A 16227-nucleotide genomic window follows, 5' to 3' on the forward strand; every position below is an offset into this window, starting at 1 on the left:
AGTACCGGCATCGCGTTGCGGGTTACCAGTCGATGCGAAGATCCACGGACGCGTTCCGCGCTTCGCCAAGCATGTCCAGGTTCCAATATTTGCGATTGAACACGTTGTTGACGTTGCCGGTCAGCGTGGCATCACGACCTGCCAGCGTGGTGCGGTACTGGAAGCCGAGGTCGGTGATCGTGCGCCCTGGAATGAGGATGCGGTTGGCATCTTCGTAATACTGCTCGCCGGAATAGCGCACCGTGCCGTGCAGGCTGAAGCCGGTCAGCAGGGCAGGGCGGTAGTCGAAGTTGGCGACGTAACTACGCGGCGCCGAACCCGCCGGGCGGTTGCCGCGCAGCGCAGCGTTCTCCGGTGCAAGATCTTCCAGACTGGCGTCCAGCCACAGACCACCCAACCCGATATCCAGACTGTCGGTCACGCCGTAGCTGGCGATCGCCTCGAAGCCGCGGTACAGGGTGAGACCGTCCTGCACCAGATAACGCTGGCCATCACGCCATTGGTCGATCTTCGCGGCGCGTTCAACGCGGAATGCAGCGGTAGTGAATCCGAGCCTGCCGCTCTGGTACTTGGCACCGATCTCGTATTGCTTGCTGATGGTGGCGTCCAGCACCTGACCAGCATTGGCGTAAGGTGGCTCGCTGTCGAAGCCAACGCGTCCGCCAGACTCCAGCGACTCCACGTAGCTGCCGTAGATCGATACCGCTTCCACCGGCTTGTAGATCAATGCCAGCGTTGGTGTAAGTGCAGAGGTGGCGTAACCCGAATCCACGGTAGGGTCGCCGTCCTTGTCGCGCTGTTCGTAATCGACATAGCGCGCACTGAGTATCACCTGCCATTTCTCGCCGAAGTGCAGGGTGTCGCTGGCGAATACCGACTTCTGCCTCTCATCCGAGCTCACCGCAGCGAAGCTGAAATCCGGAACGTGATGCGAGATGAAATCCTGTCGCTGGTAAAGATTGCCCGAGAAGTCATTGCTCCAGTAGAACTCATTGCTCCAGCGGTCCCAACTGCGCTGCATCGCACTGCCGAACACCAGTTCATGGCGTATCGTGCCTGTGTCGACGCTGCCGGTAACCAGCACCTGGGCGACGCTGCTACGAAGATCGGCGCCAAAGTTGTAGACGCTGCCCTCGTAGTCACCCGCCTCATTGAGCAGGTTGCCGAACATCTTGTTGGAGTAGTGCTCGCGTCGGCTGCCGCCAACGGTGAAGTCCACGTTCCAATCCTCGCTCACACGCCATTGCAGGCCGGTGGTGGTGTTGGTGGTCTTCGCTTGGTAGTAGGAGTTGCGGACGCGAACGTTCTGGTAGTCATAGCTGGGGCGGGGCAGGCGGTCGCCCTGGTAGCTGTCCCAGTAGAAGTACATCGGTTCGTGCTTGAGCTTGTTGTCCTCATGCAGCACCTCGGCGTGCCATACCAGCGCATCGCCGATGGGCTGCTCCACGGCTATCGCAATGACTTCGCGGTCCAGTCCTGCGCCGTTGTAGGCGTCGCCGCCGTCCTTGGCCAGGTTGACGCGGACACCAAATGAATCCGGGCCGTTGACGCGGGTGCTGGCGTCAACGCGGGCCGACCATGCGCTGTCGTTACGCCAGCCCAACGTCGTGGAGAGCATCGGTGCGCTGGTCGGCCGCTTGCTGCGATAGCTGATGATGCCGCCGGGCGAGCCAAAGCCGTACATGAAACCGCCGAGCCCCTTCAATGCCTGCACCGATTCGACAGCCTCGAGCGGATACTCGCCACCCCATTCCATCAACATCGGCACGCCATCCACATAGTGGTTGCTGACGCCGATGCCACGGATCTGTGTGCCCCACCAGGCGGTGGTGGCCGAAGGTTCGGCTGCGTAGACCGATGGATCGTTGATGAAGATATCGCCCAATGTGGTGGCACCACGCTTCTCGATGTCTTCCTGTTCCACCACGGTCACCGAGAACGGGGTGTCCAGCAGCCGCTTGGTTCCCAGCGCGCCGGCACTGGCGTCCAGGTTGAGGTTCAAGCCCAGGCGCTCGCCTTTCACCCGCACGGTGTCGAGTTCGGTAGCGTCCTGGGCAGCTTGGTTGGCGGGAACGGGTTCTGCAGTCTGCGCTTGCGCGTTCAGGCAGGCAGCGGTGAGGCAGATGAACAGAACGGAATGATGCGGGAAACGCGCACGCGGAAGACGAGGCAACAAGGAGATGGCCTTGGCAGGAGACGCAGATAAGGAGCAGGGCGGCGGCGGCCTGCCAGCAGGGTTACGAAAAAATCGTATTGCGAATGAGTCGTAATAGCAATTCCACGTTGGTCAGGTATGGCCCGGTTCGTACCGCGTCAAGCTGGCCGAAGGGAGGGTCGGCAGGGATTCGAGTAAAAACGGGCCGAAAGTGAGCTAACTGCCTGTCGCAGCTGGCTTTATTGGCCGCTCCAGAAAATCGAGGGTTGGGCAGCACTCTCCCGCCGGCACTTGGGCGCACCGCGCTATTTTCTGTTCGAGATCCCTCTCCAGCTGTCGCAGCTCGCGGATTCGTAGACGGACATCGACGAGCTTTCGCTCGGTCAGCTGACGGGTCTGCTCGCAAGAACCTTCGCCTGTGATCTCTAGCAGGCCAGCGATCTCGTCGAGGCTGAATCCCATCATCTGAGCGCGCCGGATGAACTGAAGCCGATTGACATCGTTTTCGTCGTAACGACGCACGCCTCCTATGGGTCGCTCGGGTTGACGCAGCAGCCTACGCCGCTGGTAGTAGCGCACGGTTTCGACGTGCACATCGGCCGCCGCCGCCAGCCGGCTGATCGTAAACGTGTTCGGACGCACGGCTTGACTCCGTACCTAGGTACAGAGGCTAGTATGCTCTGATGCAAACAACCCCGGCCAAATCGTCTGTTCCAGCCATCGTTGGCGCGAGCATCGCCGCCATTGGCGCATCGGTCTGCTGCGTCGTGCCGCTGGTGCTGGTCCTGCTGGGCATCAGTGGCGCCTGGATCGGCACCCTGACAGCTCTCGATCCCTTGAGGCCCTGGTTCAGCGCCGCCGCCGTACTGTCCTTGGCCGTGGCGTTTTGGATGCTGTATCGACCGGCGGCACGGTGCGGTGTGGATGGCAGTTGCATCGCCCCGGACGCTCTGCGACGCAGGCGACGTTGGCTCTGGTTGGCGACAGCCCTCATCGTCCTGTTGCTGCTGTTTCCCTATTACATCGTCTGGATTCTGTAGGAGGCGCGATGCACAAGTGGATACTGGCCCTGGTGGCTGCTCTGTCGGTCGGTGCCGCTCTTGCGACGCCCGCAACCGTAGTGATGCTCGATGCTGAGAACATGACCTGTCCCGCCTGCGGCATCACCATCAGGAAGGCGCTGGAGAAGGTGCCGGGCGTGGCCGATGTGAAGGTGGACACCCGGGCTGAAACAGTCACGGTGACGTTCGAATCGAGCCAGACGGATGCAGCCGGAATCGCGCGTGCAGTCACGGAAGCAGGCTTCCCGGCCAAGGTGCGGACTGGCGGTGAGTGACGTCAAGCTGGAAAGCATCTTGACCTGCCCGGAGTGCGGCCATCGGGCGACCGAGACAATGCCCATCACAGCGTGTCAATTCTTCTATGAGTGCACGGGCTGTGGAGCGGTTTTGCGTCCGCATCAAGGCGACTGCTGTGTGTTCTGCTCGTTCGGAACAGTGCCATGTCCACCGATCCAACAGAACAATCCCTGTTGTGGTTGAACCGCGGACTCCGATAATAGTTGGACAGACAGGCTGCGAGATCGACTGTGCCACCCTGGAAAGCGCGCCGCTCAACCAGCGGTGTGCATGCGAAGTGGTCGACATCCTCCGTCTGCACGAGTCGATCCGGGGTGCCTTTCCGGAGTTCACGACTGATCCCGCCGTACACGCGCACTTATTTTCACCCTATGCCTTGTTCGTTGATCGGCCCGCGTTGGAGGCCATGGGACGAGTCGCGGCGGCGGTCTTCGACGTCGCAGGAAACCCGGGATATAGCCAACGGGTCCTGCAATGGGCCCCTGACATTGCAACCCATGATCCGGGTTCGGCGGGGGGCGTCCTGGGTCTGGACTTTCACCTGACGGTCGATGGCCCGCGGCTGATCGAGGTCAACACCAATCCAGGCGGTCTGCTCCTCAATGCCTTGTTGCTCGATGCCGTGCGGTCTTGCGCGCCGCCAGCATGGGCCACCTGGACCAACGCGGCCCAAGCGCGTGATGCGGCCGTCACGGCCTGGATGGAGGATGCTCGGCAGCAATCCGGGCGCACGCCGTCGCGCCTGGCCATCGTGGACAGCACTCCGCGAGCGCAGTTCCTTTACCCCGAGTTTGTGCTGTACGCGAACGCGTTTCGGGACCATGGCGTGGACTGCGTGATCAGCGCTCCCGAGGATTTGTCGTTTGGTTCGGACGGGCTTGAGGATGCCCACGGTCGAATCGACACTGTCTACAACCGGTTGACCGATTTCGCGCTCGAGGATGCCTCGCATGCAGACATTCGTGAGGCTTACCTGGCAGGGGACGTCGCGCTGATGCCGCATCCCCGAGCACACGCGCTGTTTGCCGACAAGCGCAACCTTGCGGTGCTCGGGGACCCGGCTCTGCTCGGCGGGTTCGGGGTCGATGCGGGTTCGACGGCACTGCTGGGCCAGGTGATCCCGCCCACGGTCGAACTCGTGCCCGCGAACCGGGATGCGTTGTGGGCAGTGCGCAACGGATATTTCTTCAAGCCTGCAGCAGGGTTTGGCAGCCGTGGGAGTTATCGGGGCGACAAGTTGACCCGGCGGACTTGGGCGTCTATGGCGTCGGCGACCTACATCGCACAGGCCTTCGCGCCACCGAGCATGCGGATCGTGCATGGGGGCCAGTCCCTCAAGGCGGATGTGCGCTGCTTCGCGTCCGAGGCGGGTGTCCTGTTGTTCGCGGCCAGGCTGTACCAGGGCCAGACCACGAACATGCGCACCCCCGGTGGTGGATTCGCAGCGGTGCTCACGTCGTCACGGATCGAGGAGTGATTCCCCACCGGAGCCGACCCTTGGGGCGTGTCGTGGCTACAGCCAGGCGAGTGCCGATTCAGCCAGTTCGCGCTCCTCATCGATCGCGACGTTCCATATGCTCGGCCCGCCCCCGCGGTCGATCCGCGTGGCTCCAGCATCGTTGACGTCAGGTGCCAGCGCCAGGCCGAGCCAGGCCAGTCGCGCGACGATGCGAGCCCGCAAAACCGGCGCGCGATGGCCGATGCCGCCGGAAAAGACGACATGGTCGAGACCGCCAATTGCCGTGGCCATGGCCGCGATGGACTGCGCAATCCGGACTGCAAAGAGCTCCACGGCAAGCTGGGCCTGCGGGCCGGGATCCGTCAGCAACACGCGCATGTCGCCATGGCCGGCGATTCCGGCAAGGCCTGCACTGCGGTACAGGCCGTTTTCAAGCGCCTGCGCATCCAGGCGTTCATGCCTCAGCAGATACAGCAACGCGCCGGGATCGAGATCTCCGGAGCGGGTAGGGCTCGGGATTCCACCCAGCGGAGTGAGCGCCATGGTGGTGTCGCGGCTGCGGCCGCCCTCGACGGCGCAGACGCTGCAGCCCCCCCCCAGATGCGCGAAGACAGCGCGGCCCTTCAGGATTCCAGCGTCGTGGCTGGCCACTATGCGGAGCGCGGAGGCAAAGGCGAGTCCATGGAAACCGTAGCGGCGGATGCCCAGCGCATCCCATGCTTCAGGGACAGGCAAGCGCCGGCTCCAGGGCGCGAGCGACGCGTGGAAGTCGGTGTCGAAGGCCACGCCTTGGCGCGCGTGCGGCCAACGCATGCGCGCGGCACGCGCGAAAGCGAGGGCTACCGGCTGGTGCAAGGGTGCGAACGGCACCAATGCATCCAGTTTCGCGAGCACGGTTTCGTCGAGCTCGCGGGCGTCGTGCAGGTCACCGCCATGTACGATTCGGTGCACCACCACGTCGGGGCTGGGCCACGGCTCCGACAATGCCTCGAGCAGGGTGGCAAGGCGCTCCTGCGCATCCACGCCGACTGGAATTTCGGCCCGGGAGCGCTCGAGCAGACGAGACTGCGCGCCGTGTCCCTCAGTGTTGAACAGATAGGACGCGCCCTTGAGGGTGGACGAGCCAACGTTGAGTGCAAGAAGCCGGCGCGTGGTCACAGGTGTCCCCGAATCATGTTCATGGGGACCGCACCGCCCGGCGCAACAACTGCGCATTGATTGCCACAACGACGGTGCTCAGCGACATGAGCACTGCCCCAAGCGCAGGTTGCAGCAGGATCCCCCATGCGGCGAGAACGCCAGCGGCGAGAGGGATGGCGACGATGTTGTAGCCGGCGGCCCACCACAGGTTCTGGATCATCTTGCGATAGGTGGCCTTGCTCAATTCGATGATCGCTGGCACGTCGCGCGGGTCGCTGCGCACGAGTACGACGTCGCCGGCCTCGACCGCGACGTCCGTCCCTGTGCCGATGGCGATGCCGACGTCGGACGTGAGCAGCGCCGGAGCGTCATTGACACCGTCACCCACCATCGCGACGCGCTTGCCCTGGGCCTGCAGCTCCTCGATCTTTGCCACCTTGTCCTCGGGCAATACCTCGGCGAAGACGGTGTCGATGTTGAGTTCCTTCGCGACCGCGTTTGCGACCGCCGTGGAATCACCCGTCAGCAGGACAACCTCCAGTCCTTCGTCGTGCAGCCGCTTGACCGCGTCGAACGATTCGGGACGGATGGCATCCGCGATCGCAAATACGGCGAGCACCCGGTCGCCTTCCACCAGGTAGGTTGCAGATTGACCATCGGCTGCCGCTGATTCGGCAGCCCGCCGAAGCGTCTCCGGCGGTTCGACCGCGAGCATTCTCAACAGACCCGGCCCGCCAACGTGAAGCGAGCGCTCCTCGACGACTGCGCGCACGCCGCGTCCCGGCATGGACTCGAAGTCCTGCGACATCGGAACGTCGATGCCATGTTCCTTGGCGCTGGTCATCAGCGCCTGCGCGATCGGATGTTCAGCGTCGCGCTGGACCGACGCGGCCACGCGAAGCACCTCGTCGTCGGTGAGTCCATCGGCGGCAGTGGTCTTCACGACGCGGTGCGAACCGAGCGTGAGCGTGCCCGTCTTGTCGAACACGACCGTGTTCAGCAAACGGGCCTCTTCCAGGCCGCGTCGATCGCGCACGAGCAGGCCGTTCCGTGCGCCAATCGTGGTCGAGATGGCGGTCACCAGCGGGATGGCCAAACCCAGCGCATGGGGACAGGCGATCACGAGCACGGTCACTACGCGCTCGATCGTGAAGCTCCACGGTCGACCGAGGAGTGGCCAGACAATGGCGGTAACCGCGGCGGAGACGATGGCGATGATCGTGAGGTAGAACGCCGCCCGGTCCGCCAGGGCCTGGGCGCGCGAGCGCGACGTCTGGGCCTGCTCGACGAGCCGCATGATACCCGCGAGCGCGGTCTCGTCGCCGGTTCCCGTCACCTCGACACGCAACGAGCCCTGTCCGTTGACGGTGCCGGCGATCACCCGGTCGCCCGTCGACTTGTCCATCGGCTTGGACTCGCCGGTGATCATCGCTTCGTTGACGGCGCTGGTCCCTTCCTTCACGACGCCGTCGGCGGGAATGCTCGCGCCGGGCCTGATGAGCAGCAGGTCGCCGCGCTTCAGTTCCGCGACAGGGACTTCCTTCGCGGTACCGGCCTCATCCAACCGCACCGCCATATCAGGCAGCAGCTTCGCGAGTTCCTTGAGAGCGCCCTGTGCCTGGTTGATCGAACGCATCTCGATCCAGTGGCCGAGCAACATGATCGCCACCAGCGTCGCCAGCTCCCACCACAGGTCCAAGCCCTCGACAACGCCGAGCGTGACCAACGCGCTGTAAAGGAAGGCGACGGTGATCGCAAGCGAGATCAGCGTCATCATGCCCGGCAGGCGATTTCTCAGCTCGTGGTATCCGCCGCGGAGGAACGGCGAGCCGCCGTAGAAGTACACGATCGTGCCGAACACCGCCGGGATGTACGCCGACCCCGGGAACTGTGGTGCGGTGTAGTCGAACCAATGCTGGATCATCCCGCTCCAGATCAGAGTGGGGATGGTCAGCAGCAGCGTGAGCCAGAACTTGTCGCGGAAGCTCGCCACGCTGTGGCCGGCATGCTTGTCGTGCCCGGCATGGACGTCACCTTCAGCACCCGTGCGGGGATGCGGCGGTTGCTCGCCGTGCGCCTGATGATCTTGATGATGATGATTGTGTTGCGTCATGGGTCTGCCTTCCTGGATGCACTGATGCGCCGGGCACCAGCGGGGAGATAGATCAGTGTTCTGTTACAAGTGTCCCGATCTGGCGATGGCCATCACCAGCCGCAGTGAGAGCAATCCCGCAGCAGCGAAAGCCACCATAGCCAGGAAAGGCATGTGACCGAACACTTGCGGGCCGTCGGAATGCAGGCTCAACAGCGCACCGCTTACGTACAGGCCCAAGGTGACCAGGGCCAACGCCAGCCGGTTGCCCGTGCGCGCGATTGCCTCCTGCGTGGAACTCAGGCCATGGTGGTGTACGGAGAAGGCGGGTCGTCCGTCGCTCAGTTGCGCCTGCCGCAACAGGTCGGTGGCGATCTGTGGCAGTTGGCGCGCAGTGCGGGCCAGCCGCATGGCAAGCGGCCTGTTGCCGCTGGGGCGGCTGGCTTCGGCAATGTCGGCGATCGCGGCCGCCTGCGCGGACAGCGTCCCCAGCAGGTCCAGATTCGGATCCAGCGCCCGCAGCGTGTTCTCGACCAGGAACAGCGTCCGGATCAGGGACAGCAGGTGGGCCGGAAGCCGGAAGCCAGCGCCCTGCCCAATGCGTGCCACGCGCCAGATTGCCTCGGCAATGGACCACTGCGCCAGCGGACGGCTGGCCATCTCGGCCAGGATCAGGTGGATCTCGCGCACATGCGAGCGGCGGTCGACCTGCGACGGGAAGAAGCCCATGGCGATCGCTGCATCCAGCACGCCCTCGGCGTCGTCGGCCGCAATGGCCTCGACCATGCCGCCGAGCGCGAGCCGGGATGCAGGGTCGAGCACGCCGATCGATCCAAAGTCATGCAGGCACAGGCGACCGTCGTCAAAGAAGAACAGATTCCCCGGGTGCGGGTCGGCATGGAAGACGCCGGCGCCGAAGAGCTGATGCACGTAGGCACCGAGCAGCGCCCTTGCCAGTGCGGGAGCGGCCGCTGTGCCGTACGCGGCCTCCAGACGGGTCCCGTGGCTTCGATCCTGCACAAGCACGTTGCGGGTGGCATACGGCTCGACGACGTGCGGCTGGGTGATGCCGGGCAGGGCATCCAGCACCTTGGCCATGCGCCGCATGTTCTGCGCCTCGTGACGCATGTCGATCTCGTCACGCAGGAATGCGCCTAGTTCGTCCACCAGTTCGAGCGGCCGGTGGCGTTTCAGTGGCGGCCAGATCCACTGGGCGACGCGCATCGTGCGCCGCAGGAGCAGCAGATCCGCCTGCACCTGGGCATGGATCCCGGGGCGGGTGATCTTGACGACCACATCGCGACCATCATGCATGCGCGCTGGATGGATCTGGGCCACTGAAGCCGCGGCCAGGGGCTTGTCATCGAAGCTGGCGAAAAGTTCGCCGACCAGCGCGCCAAACGCCTGTTCGACGATACGCATGGCCTCCTCCGCCGGGAAGGGGGGCACATCGCTGTGCAATCGCGACAGCGCCTCGCGATAGGGCGCCGGCAGCAGGTCCCAGCGCAGGCTCAAGCCCTGGCCCAGCTTGACGAAGGTGGTGCCCAACCCCACCAGTGTGGTGCTGACGTATGCCGGAAGCAGGTCGGGTGCACGTCGGCGCAGGCGCAGCACGGCGACGCCGAGCTTGAGTCCCGCCCAGGCAATCTGGCCTCCGCGCCGCACCGTGCCCGCCATCAACGCGCGCTCCCGGTTGGACAACTCATGGCGTCGACCCACTTGCAGGACGCAGGATCGTGGCCGGATCGCCCCGACCATCCACTGCCGCCAGCTCCGCTTCCGACAACAGGCCGCCCCGGGACTGGCCGAGGACGCCCGCGGCCGCATCGACCACGTGCGCCCAGGTGCTGCGGTTGGCGAACAGCAGTCCCGGCACGTCCAGCGTGCCGCCGCGGTTGACGAAGCCGAGCGCCGCGGTCGTGGCCGGGCCAGTGTCGAGCCGGCGCAGCGCGCCCAGGAAGGGCTCGGGCCGCGTATGCGTGACGAATATGCGCGGCCGTTCCGCCGGGAACAGTGCATGGACCTCGCTGTCGGAGTGCACGTACCGCGCCTCGTCCGGATCGCGCGGCGTGCGGAACCGGCCGGGCTCGCCGAGATAGACGATCGCGGCCGACACGCCACGTTCAACGAGGCGCACCTGCGCGTGGCGCACTTCCTGCAATTGGTAAGCACCGGTGGCGACCAGCAGGATCGCCGCTGTCGCCGGGTTGCCGGCCAGGCATAGCGCACCTTGGGTGGCCAGCGCCTGCGCCTGCGTCGGTGTCAGCTCGTGCGGCACCGGTCGCTTGGGGACGACCAGGGTGGTGACCGTGCCGCGTTGCGCGTAGGCGTGGGCGAGGGCCGCGGCGGCGCCGTTGGCGTCCGGGGGAAACACCACGCGCGATATGTCGGCCATTTCGCCCAGGAGCGCCTCGGCCATGGTCGGATCCTGATGGGACTGCTCGTTCTTCGCGTTCTCCCACGTGTGCGAGGTCAGCACGAGAGGCACGCCCAGCCAGCCGGGCGGTCGCCCCGCCTGTGCCTGGTGACGCGCGAAGATCAATTCCTGGCGCACGGCGCCAAGCATCTTCGGTGCGAACGCCTCGTAGGTGACCACCAGGTTCAGCCCGCCCTTGTTGCCGAGCGCGGCGCATACCACGGCTTCCTCATTAAGCGCGGTGATGACCGCGCCAGTGGTCGATTCCGCGACACCGGGCTCGGGCTCGTGCACCCGGTGCTTCATTGCGTCCAGGGTGCGATCGAGCTTGTTGCTGCGCAGCTCGTCAGGATTGCCCACGCGCACGCGCAGCCCCGGGTTCGCTTCGGCGATGGCGACGAACTGCTCGTCGAGCGCGGTCATCGGCGAGCTCTCGCCGCCGGCGCCGCGGTCGGCGATCGCCGGGACGCGGGGCGGTTCCACCTGGCGATCGGCCAGCGCATGGTCGCGCTCGCGCACGCGCTGCTGGAGGTCGTGGCTGTTGAGTGCGGCAACAGCCTCCTCGAGCTCGGACGCGGCCACGAACAGCGCCGCGGCGCCTTGATTGAAGAGCGCGCGTGCCTCGGCCTCCTTCGACGGATTCCCGGGCAGGGGCAGGTTGTGCGAGGCGTTGGTCCCGGCGCCGGGGAATCCGAAGCCCTTCACGGTTTCGGCAATGCCATAGGGCAGCCGCACGTCGGCATCGGGAACGGCGGCGCCCGCTTGCAGGCGCGACTCCATCACATGGATACCCCACGCGATGCTGGCCGGATCGCGCCCGTCCAGCGCGATCGGATCAAAGCCGTTCAATCGCAGGTGCCGGTCCAGCCACCGCTCGCCGCCCTGCTGGGCGATCTGGCTGCGCTGTTCGATGCGCCGCCCGTTGAGGATGATGATCGGGCTGACCAGCCCGCTGTCCTCGGCACGCCACCAGCGCGGCGCCCAGTCGCTGCCGCGCTGTTCCTCGAACGCACCGTCGCTGAGGAACGCCACCAGGCGTTCGTCCTTGAGCGGTGCATGCACGTACTGCAGTTCGGCAAAGCCGAGATAGCCGCCTTCCATCACGCCCCCGGCGGTGTGCGCATTGACGTGGGAGCCCAGGGGCGACGCCGGTGTTCCGTCCGGATTGAGGGTGTAGGCATAGAAGTCGCCGACGAACCGGCTCAGCCCCGCGTCGGAGCGGTCGTAACGTTCGGCGTGCCGGGCGGTCATGTTGCCAACCAGCACGTTCAGCGCGTCGATGGCGGCCACGCAGTGCCCCTGGCCCATCATCCATGCGCGGGTGACGCCATCCAGGGCGTCCATCAGCAGGTAGCCGGCGTAGGCCGGCACCATGTTGAGGGACCCGCCAGTGTGGCCTTCGGGCGTGGCCTTGAAGTCATCGGCCTCGAGGGTCGCGCCGTCGGTGCGGACCCGCTGGCTGTAGGTCATGTGGGCCACCAGCCACATGCCGGCGCTGGTGACGCGATCGGCCGCGGCGAGCCGCTGCCAGGCGGTGCCGGCATCGGGCGTGCGGCCCAGGGCCACCAGCTCGTGCACCATCTGGCGGACCCGGAGCTGGGTGAGCGGGTCATGTCGGATCACGCCGTAGCCGGCCGCCCAATGGTCAAACGCGGGATCGGCCCGCCGGTGGGCGTCGGCGAGTTCAAGGGTCCGCTGGCGCTCGGCGGCCGACAGCTGGTCGGCGGTGCAGCAGTTGAGATGCAGGTTCATGGGTCCTCCGGGGAGTCGGCCGAAGCGGACATCAGGGTCGATGCCGCGTCAGCGAGGTCCGCGCCGAGCGCGATCGCGTTCGACGGGTGGGCAATGGTGTCGGTACTGACGATGCGGGCCAGACCTGCTTCCTGCAGGCGGGCATAGGCATCGCCGGCGAACACCGGATGGATGGCGACCAGCAGTGGCGGCGGCAACGACAACCGGCGCAGGTGTGCGAGGGTCTCCAGGATGGTGTGGCCGGACGACACGATGTCGTCGATCAGGACCGGGGTCCGGCCCGCCACGGCCTGCGGGTCGGGCAGGCTGACGCGCACGTCGTAGTCGCCGTGCCGCTCCTTGGCCAGCACCTGGTAGGGCATGCCGGACAGGGCGGCGATGTCCGCTACCCACTGCTCGCTCTCGCTGTCAGGGCCGATCAGCACAGCGTCGGGGACGGTCTCAGCGATCCAGCGGGCCACGGCCGGCGTCGCCGATACGTGGACCGTCGGAATGCGGTAGAGCGACTGCAGGCGCTCGACGCGGTGCAGGTGCGGGTCCACGGTCACCAGCCAGTCGAAAGCCTCTTCGAGGAATTGCGCAAACAGCGGTGTACTGACCGCCTCGCCGCGATGGAAGCGGGTGTCCTGGCGCATATACCCCAGGTAGGGTGCGATGAGGCCGACCGAACGAGCCCCGAACTCGCGCGCGGTCCGGGCGGCGAAGCGCAGCGGGAGGGCCAGGGCATCGGCGTTGCGCAGGCTGGCCAGGATCGCCACATCGGCGCCGTCCAGTGCGTCGTCCAGGGTGACCAGCGACTCGCCATCGGGGAAGTGCCGCCAGGCCACGGGTGCAATGCGCGCCTGCAGGGGCTGGTTGATGGTGCCGGCCAACACTGCATCGGCCGGGAAGGGCATCAGCACACGGGTCATGGAACCTCTCCAAGCACAAAGGGTTGCAGCGTCGCGGCGTGCTCCAGGGCGTAGGCCAGTTCTCCCGGCGACTCCGCATGCAGGGTCATCATGGGCTGTCCGCGCTCGACCGTATCGCCGATCCGCAGACCGGTTTCGAGGCCGGCGGTGGGGGATGTCGGGGCGCCGGCCAGCTTGGCCAGTTTGGCCAGCCTGCGGTTGTCGATCGCCGCGATGCGGCCCGATGCAGGCGCCGGGACGTCGGCGGTGAACGCCGCCCGTGGCGGTTCGCGGAAGCCTCCCTGGGCCTCGCAGATCGCCAGGAACTTGGCCAGCGCCGCCCCGGAATCCAGCACGCCGCGCGCGCGCTCCAGTCCGGTGCCGGCGTTGCTGCCCGCTGCCATGTCCAGCAGCGCCGCGGACAGCGCAAGTGCGCGTTCGCGAAGGTCGGCGGGTGCATCGGCCGCGTTGCGCAGCACCTTGAGCACGTCGTGCGCCTCGAGCGCCGGGCCGATTCCCCGACCCACCGGCTGGGTGCCGTCGGAGCGATGGATGCCCAACTGCAATCCCAGCGCGCCCGCGGTGTGGGCAAGCCGCGTGCCGAGGCTGTGGGCCGCGGCCTCACCTCGCACCTTGGCCGTCGGACCCACCGGCATGTCGATCAGGACGTGGGTGGAGCCCGCGGCTATCTTCTTCGACAGCACGCTGGCGACCAGTTGGCCGTCGCTGTCGAAATCCAGCGGGCGCTGGACCCGGATCAGGATGTCGTCGGCCGGGCTCAGGCGCACGTTGCCACCCCACACGATGCAGCCGCCCTCGCGCTCCACCACCCGGCGCATCGCCGCCAGGTCGAGCGCCACCGGCGCCATCACTTCCATGGTGTCGGCGGTGCCCGCGGGCGACGTGATCGCGCGCGACGAGGTCTTCGGGATGCGGTAGCCCAGCGCAGCCACGATGGCCACCACGATCGGGGTGGTGCGATTGCCCGGCAGGCCACCTACGCAGTGTTTGTCCAGCACCGGCCCTTCGCCCCAGTCCAGGCGCTGGCCCACGGAGATCATGGCTCGCGTCAGCGCGGTCGTCTCCGCATGGTCCAGGCGGTCACCCGCGCTGGCAGTGACGAAAGCTGCAAGCTCCAGGTCCGACAACCTGCTTTCCATCACGTCCTGCACCAGGGCGAAGTACTGCGCGTCGTCCAACCGGGCGCCGAACACCTTGGCACGGAGCGCGCCCGCCGACGCCGCGGGTTCCGCGTGCCTGACGCCGGCGAGGGCGTCGGGCGCGGGATCGAGGAGCGTCCACGCGGCCTCCGACAACGCCACCTCGTCCAGGCCGAGCCGATCGTCGATGACCACGTTCAGCGTCGCCACCAGCGTGCGGGCGTCCACGTCCAGCCTGACGCGCGTCATCGCGGCAAAGCCTTCCGAGCGACAGACCTCGCAGTCGCGGTGCATATAGACCACCGGCTGCTGGTAGGTGTCGATGCCGGCACGGGTGACGCGCAGGCGGGTGTGGCCCGGGGCCTGCGTGGTCATCTCGCATCCTCCAATCCGACTTGCTCCAGGTGCCCCGGCACGCGCGCACGCCAGCCCAGTTCACGCTGCACGCGCCCGCGCAGCATGTCTGCAGCGTCGGGCTCGCCGTGGGTGAGGTAGACCATGCGCGGCGCGGACGGCGCGGTGCGCATCCAGTCCAGCAGCTCCCCGGCGTCGGCGTGGCCGGAGAAGCCCTCCAGCTGCACCACCTCGGCGCGGATGGGGACCTCGCGGCCGAACATGCGCAACGTGCGCTTGCCTGCCGCCAGCGCGGCACCGCGTGTTCCTCCGGCCTGGTAGCCCGCGAGCAGGATCGCGTTGCGGTCATCGGGGCCGAACGCCTCGATGTGGTGCAGCACGCGCCCGCCGGTGATCATGCCGCTGGCCGAGATGATGATCATCGGCCCGCGCTGGCGGTTGAGTGCCTTCGACTCTTCTACAGTGTTGACGAAGGTGGCCACGTCGAACATCCGCTGGCAGTCCTCGTCGGACACGTGGTGCTCGGAATGGTGGTCGTGGTAGTGCCGGGTCGCGTTGATCGCCATCGGGCTGTTGAGGTAGACCGGCACGTGAGGGATGTCCTTGCGCTCACGCAGCCGGGCGATATGCAGCATGAGCGCCTGGGCGCGGCCGATGGCAAAGGCGGGAATGACGATCACGCCCCCGCGGGCGGCAACGCGGCGGATGATCGGTGCCAGCTCGGCTTCTTGGTCGATCGGAATGTGTTCCCGATTGCCATATGTGGATTCGCAGACCAGGACGTCACAGGCGGGCAGGGGCGTCGGCGGATTCATCAGCGACTCCTGCTGCCGTCCCAGGTCGCCACTGAAGTGCAGGCGCTGGCCCTGGACGTCAAGGCTGACATGGGCAGCGCCCAGGATGTGGCCGGCAGGATGGAAGCGGATCGTGACGCCTGATGCGACCTCGATGTCGCGACCATAGTCATGCCCCTTGAGCTGCTTCAGGCTGCGGCGGGCGTCATCCTCGGTATAAAGCGGCCGTGGTTCCTTGTGCTTGGAGTACCCCTTGCGGGCCGCGTACTTGGCCTCCTCTTCGAGCAGGTGTCCGCTGTCGGGAAGCAGCAGGCCGCACAGGGCCACGCTGCCATGGGTGCAGTGGATCCGGCCGCGGAACCCTTGTTTGACCAGTGCGGGCAAGTAGCCCGAATGGTCCAGGTGGGCGTGGGTCAGGACCACCGCGTCGATTGATGACGCCTCGACGGGAAACGGAGCCCAGTTGCGCTCGCGCAATTGCTTGTAGCCCTGGAACAGGCCGCAGTCCACGAGCACGCGCTGACCGTTGGCCTCGACCAGGTAGCGCGAGCCGGTCACGGTGCCCGCGGCACCGAGGAATTGCAGGGTGGGGTTGGAAGACGCTGTCATGGTGTGGCTCCTGTCCTGGAAGGGAAGTGATTGCGGAGGGCATGGCGA

At 66.4% G+C, this 16227-nt stretch carries 13 protein-coding genes; 4 read left to right on the forward strand and 9 right to left on the reverse strand.

Annotation, left to right across the window (positions count from 1 at the left end):
* Window positions 1–22: 22 nt before the first annotated feature.
* Both ACVOMF_RS04175 and ACVOMF_RS04180 read right to left on the reverse strand, forming a co-directional pair.
* Window positions 23–2176 carry a TonB-dependent siderophore receptor gene (locus ACVOMF_RS04175; protein WP_481508162.1) on the reverse strand — a complete coding sequence of 718 codons (2154 nt, stop codon included), beginning with the start codon at window positions 2174–2176 and terminating at the stop codon, window positions 23–25.
* A 195-nt stretch (window positions 2177–2371) separates the two neighbouring features.
* A complete protein-coding gene (locus ACVOMF_RS04180) occupies window positions 2372–2797 on the reverse strand; it encodes a MerR family transcriptional regulator (RefSeq protein ID WP_017355167.1) in 426 nt (141 codons plus the stop codon).
* 41 nt (window positions 2798–2838) lie between these two features.
* Here ACVOMF_RS04180 and ACVOMF_RS04185 point away from each other — a divergent pair, with 41 nt between their 5' ends.
* The 4 genes from ACVOMF_RS04185 (at window position 2839) to ACVOMF_RS04200 (ending at window position 4990) form a co-directional block, all read left to right on the forward strand.
* On the forward strand, window positions 2839–3195 hold the full coding sequence (locus ACVOMF_RS04185) for a mercuric transporter MerT family protein (RefSeq protein WP_017355168.1): 357 nt from the start codon (window positions 2839–2841) through the stop codon (window positions 3193–3195).
* Window positions 3196–3203: 8 nt separating this feature from the next.
* Window positions 3204–3491, forward strand: a complete 288-nt coding sequence (locus ACVOMF_RS04190; protein ID WP_017355169.1) for a heavy-metal-associated domain-containing protein — start codon at window positions 3204–3206, stop codon at window positions 3489–3491.
* Window positions 3421–3696: a GDCCVxC domain-containing (seleno)protein gene (locus tag ACVOMF_RS04195; protein ID WP_465251337.1), complete on the forward strand. Its 276-nt coding sequence runs from the start codon at window positions 3421–3423 to the stop codon at window positions 3694–3696. Before ACVOMF_RS04190 ends, ACVOMF_RS04195 begins: the two co-directional genes overlap by 71 nt.
* Window positions 3697–3790: 94 nt before the next feature.
* Window positions 3791–4990 (forward strand): hypothetical protein, encoded by a 1200-nt coding sequence (locus ACVOMF_RS04200; RefSeq protein ID WP_017355170.1) that lies wholly within the window; start codon window positions 3791–3793, stop codon window positions 4988–4990.
* 36 nt (window positions 4991–5026) lie between these two features.
* Here the strand turns inward: ACVOMF_RS04200 and ACVOMF_RS04205 are convergent, their stop codons facing one another.
* From ACVOMF_RS04205 to ACVOMF_RS04235, 7 genes are all read right to left on the reverse strand, one after another.
* Entirely contained in the window at window positions 5027–6130 is a 1104-nt protein-coding gene (locus tag ACVOMF_RS04205) for an acetate/propionate family kinase (protein ID WP_036196077.1), read from the reverse strand.
* 19 nt (window positions 6131–6149) lie between these two features.
* Entirely contained in the window at window positions 6150–8225 is a 2076-nt protein-coding gene (locus tag ACVOMF_RS04210; RefSeq protein ID WP_082316348.1) for a heavy metal translocating P-type ATPase, read from the reverse strand.
* Between the two features lie 63 nt (window positions 8226–8288).
* Window positions 8289–9881: an ABC1 kinase family protein gene (locus ACVOMF_RS04215; protein ID WP_481508163.1), complete on the reverse strand. Its 1593-nt coding sequence runs from the start codon at window positions 9879–9881 to the stop codon at window positions 8289–8291.
* 25 nt (window positions 9882–9906) lie between these two features.
* Complete coding sequence (locus tag ACVOMF_RS04220) at window positions 9907–12372, reverse strand: phosphoketolase family protein (RefSeq protein WP_229296418.1); 2466 nt, start codon at window positions 12370–12372, stop codon at window positions 9907–9909.
* A complete protein-coding gene (locus tag ACVOMF_RS04225) occupies window positions 12369–13283 on the reverse strand; it encodes a ribose-phosphate diphosphokinase (protein ID WP_017355176.1) in 915 nt (304 codons plus the stop codon). The genes ACVOMF_RS04220 and ACVOMF_RS04225 overlap by 4 nt, the downstream gene beginning before the upstream one ends.
* Window positions 13280–14797: a thymidine phosphorylase family protein gene (locus tag ACVOMF_RS04230; protein ID WP_049404647.1), complete on the reverse strand. Its 1518-nt coding sequence runs from the start codon at window positions 14795–14797 to the stop codon at window positions 13280–13282. Before ACVOMF_RS04230 ends, ACVOMF_RS04225 begins: the two co-directional genes overlap by 4 nt.
* On the reverse strand, window positions 14794–16179 hold the full coding sequence (locus ACVOMF_RS04235) for an MBL fold metallo-hydrolase RNA specificity domain-containing protein (protein WP_049404645.1): 1386 nt from the start codon (window positions 16177–16179) through the stop codon (window positions 14794–14796). The genes ACVOMF_RS04230 and ACVOMF_RS04235 overlap by 4 nt, the downstream gene beginning before the upstream one ends.
* Between the last annotated feature and the right edge of the window lie 48 nt (window positions 16180–16227).

The organism is Stenotrophomonas sp. STEN022 (assembly GCF_056760155.1).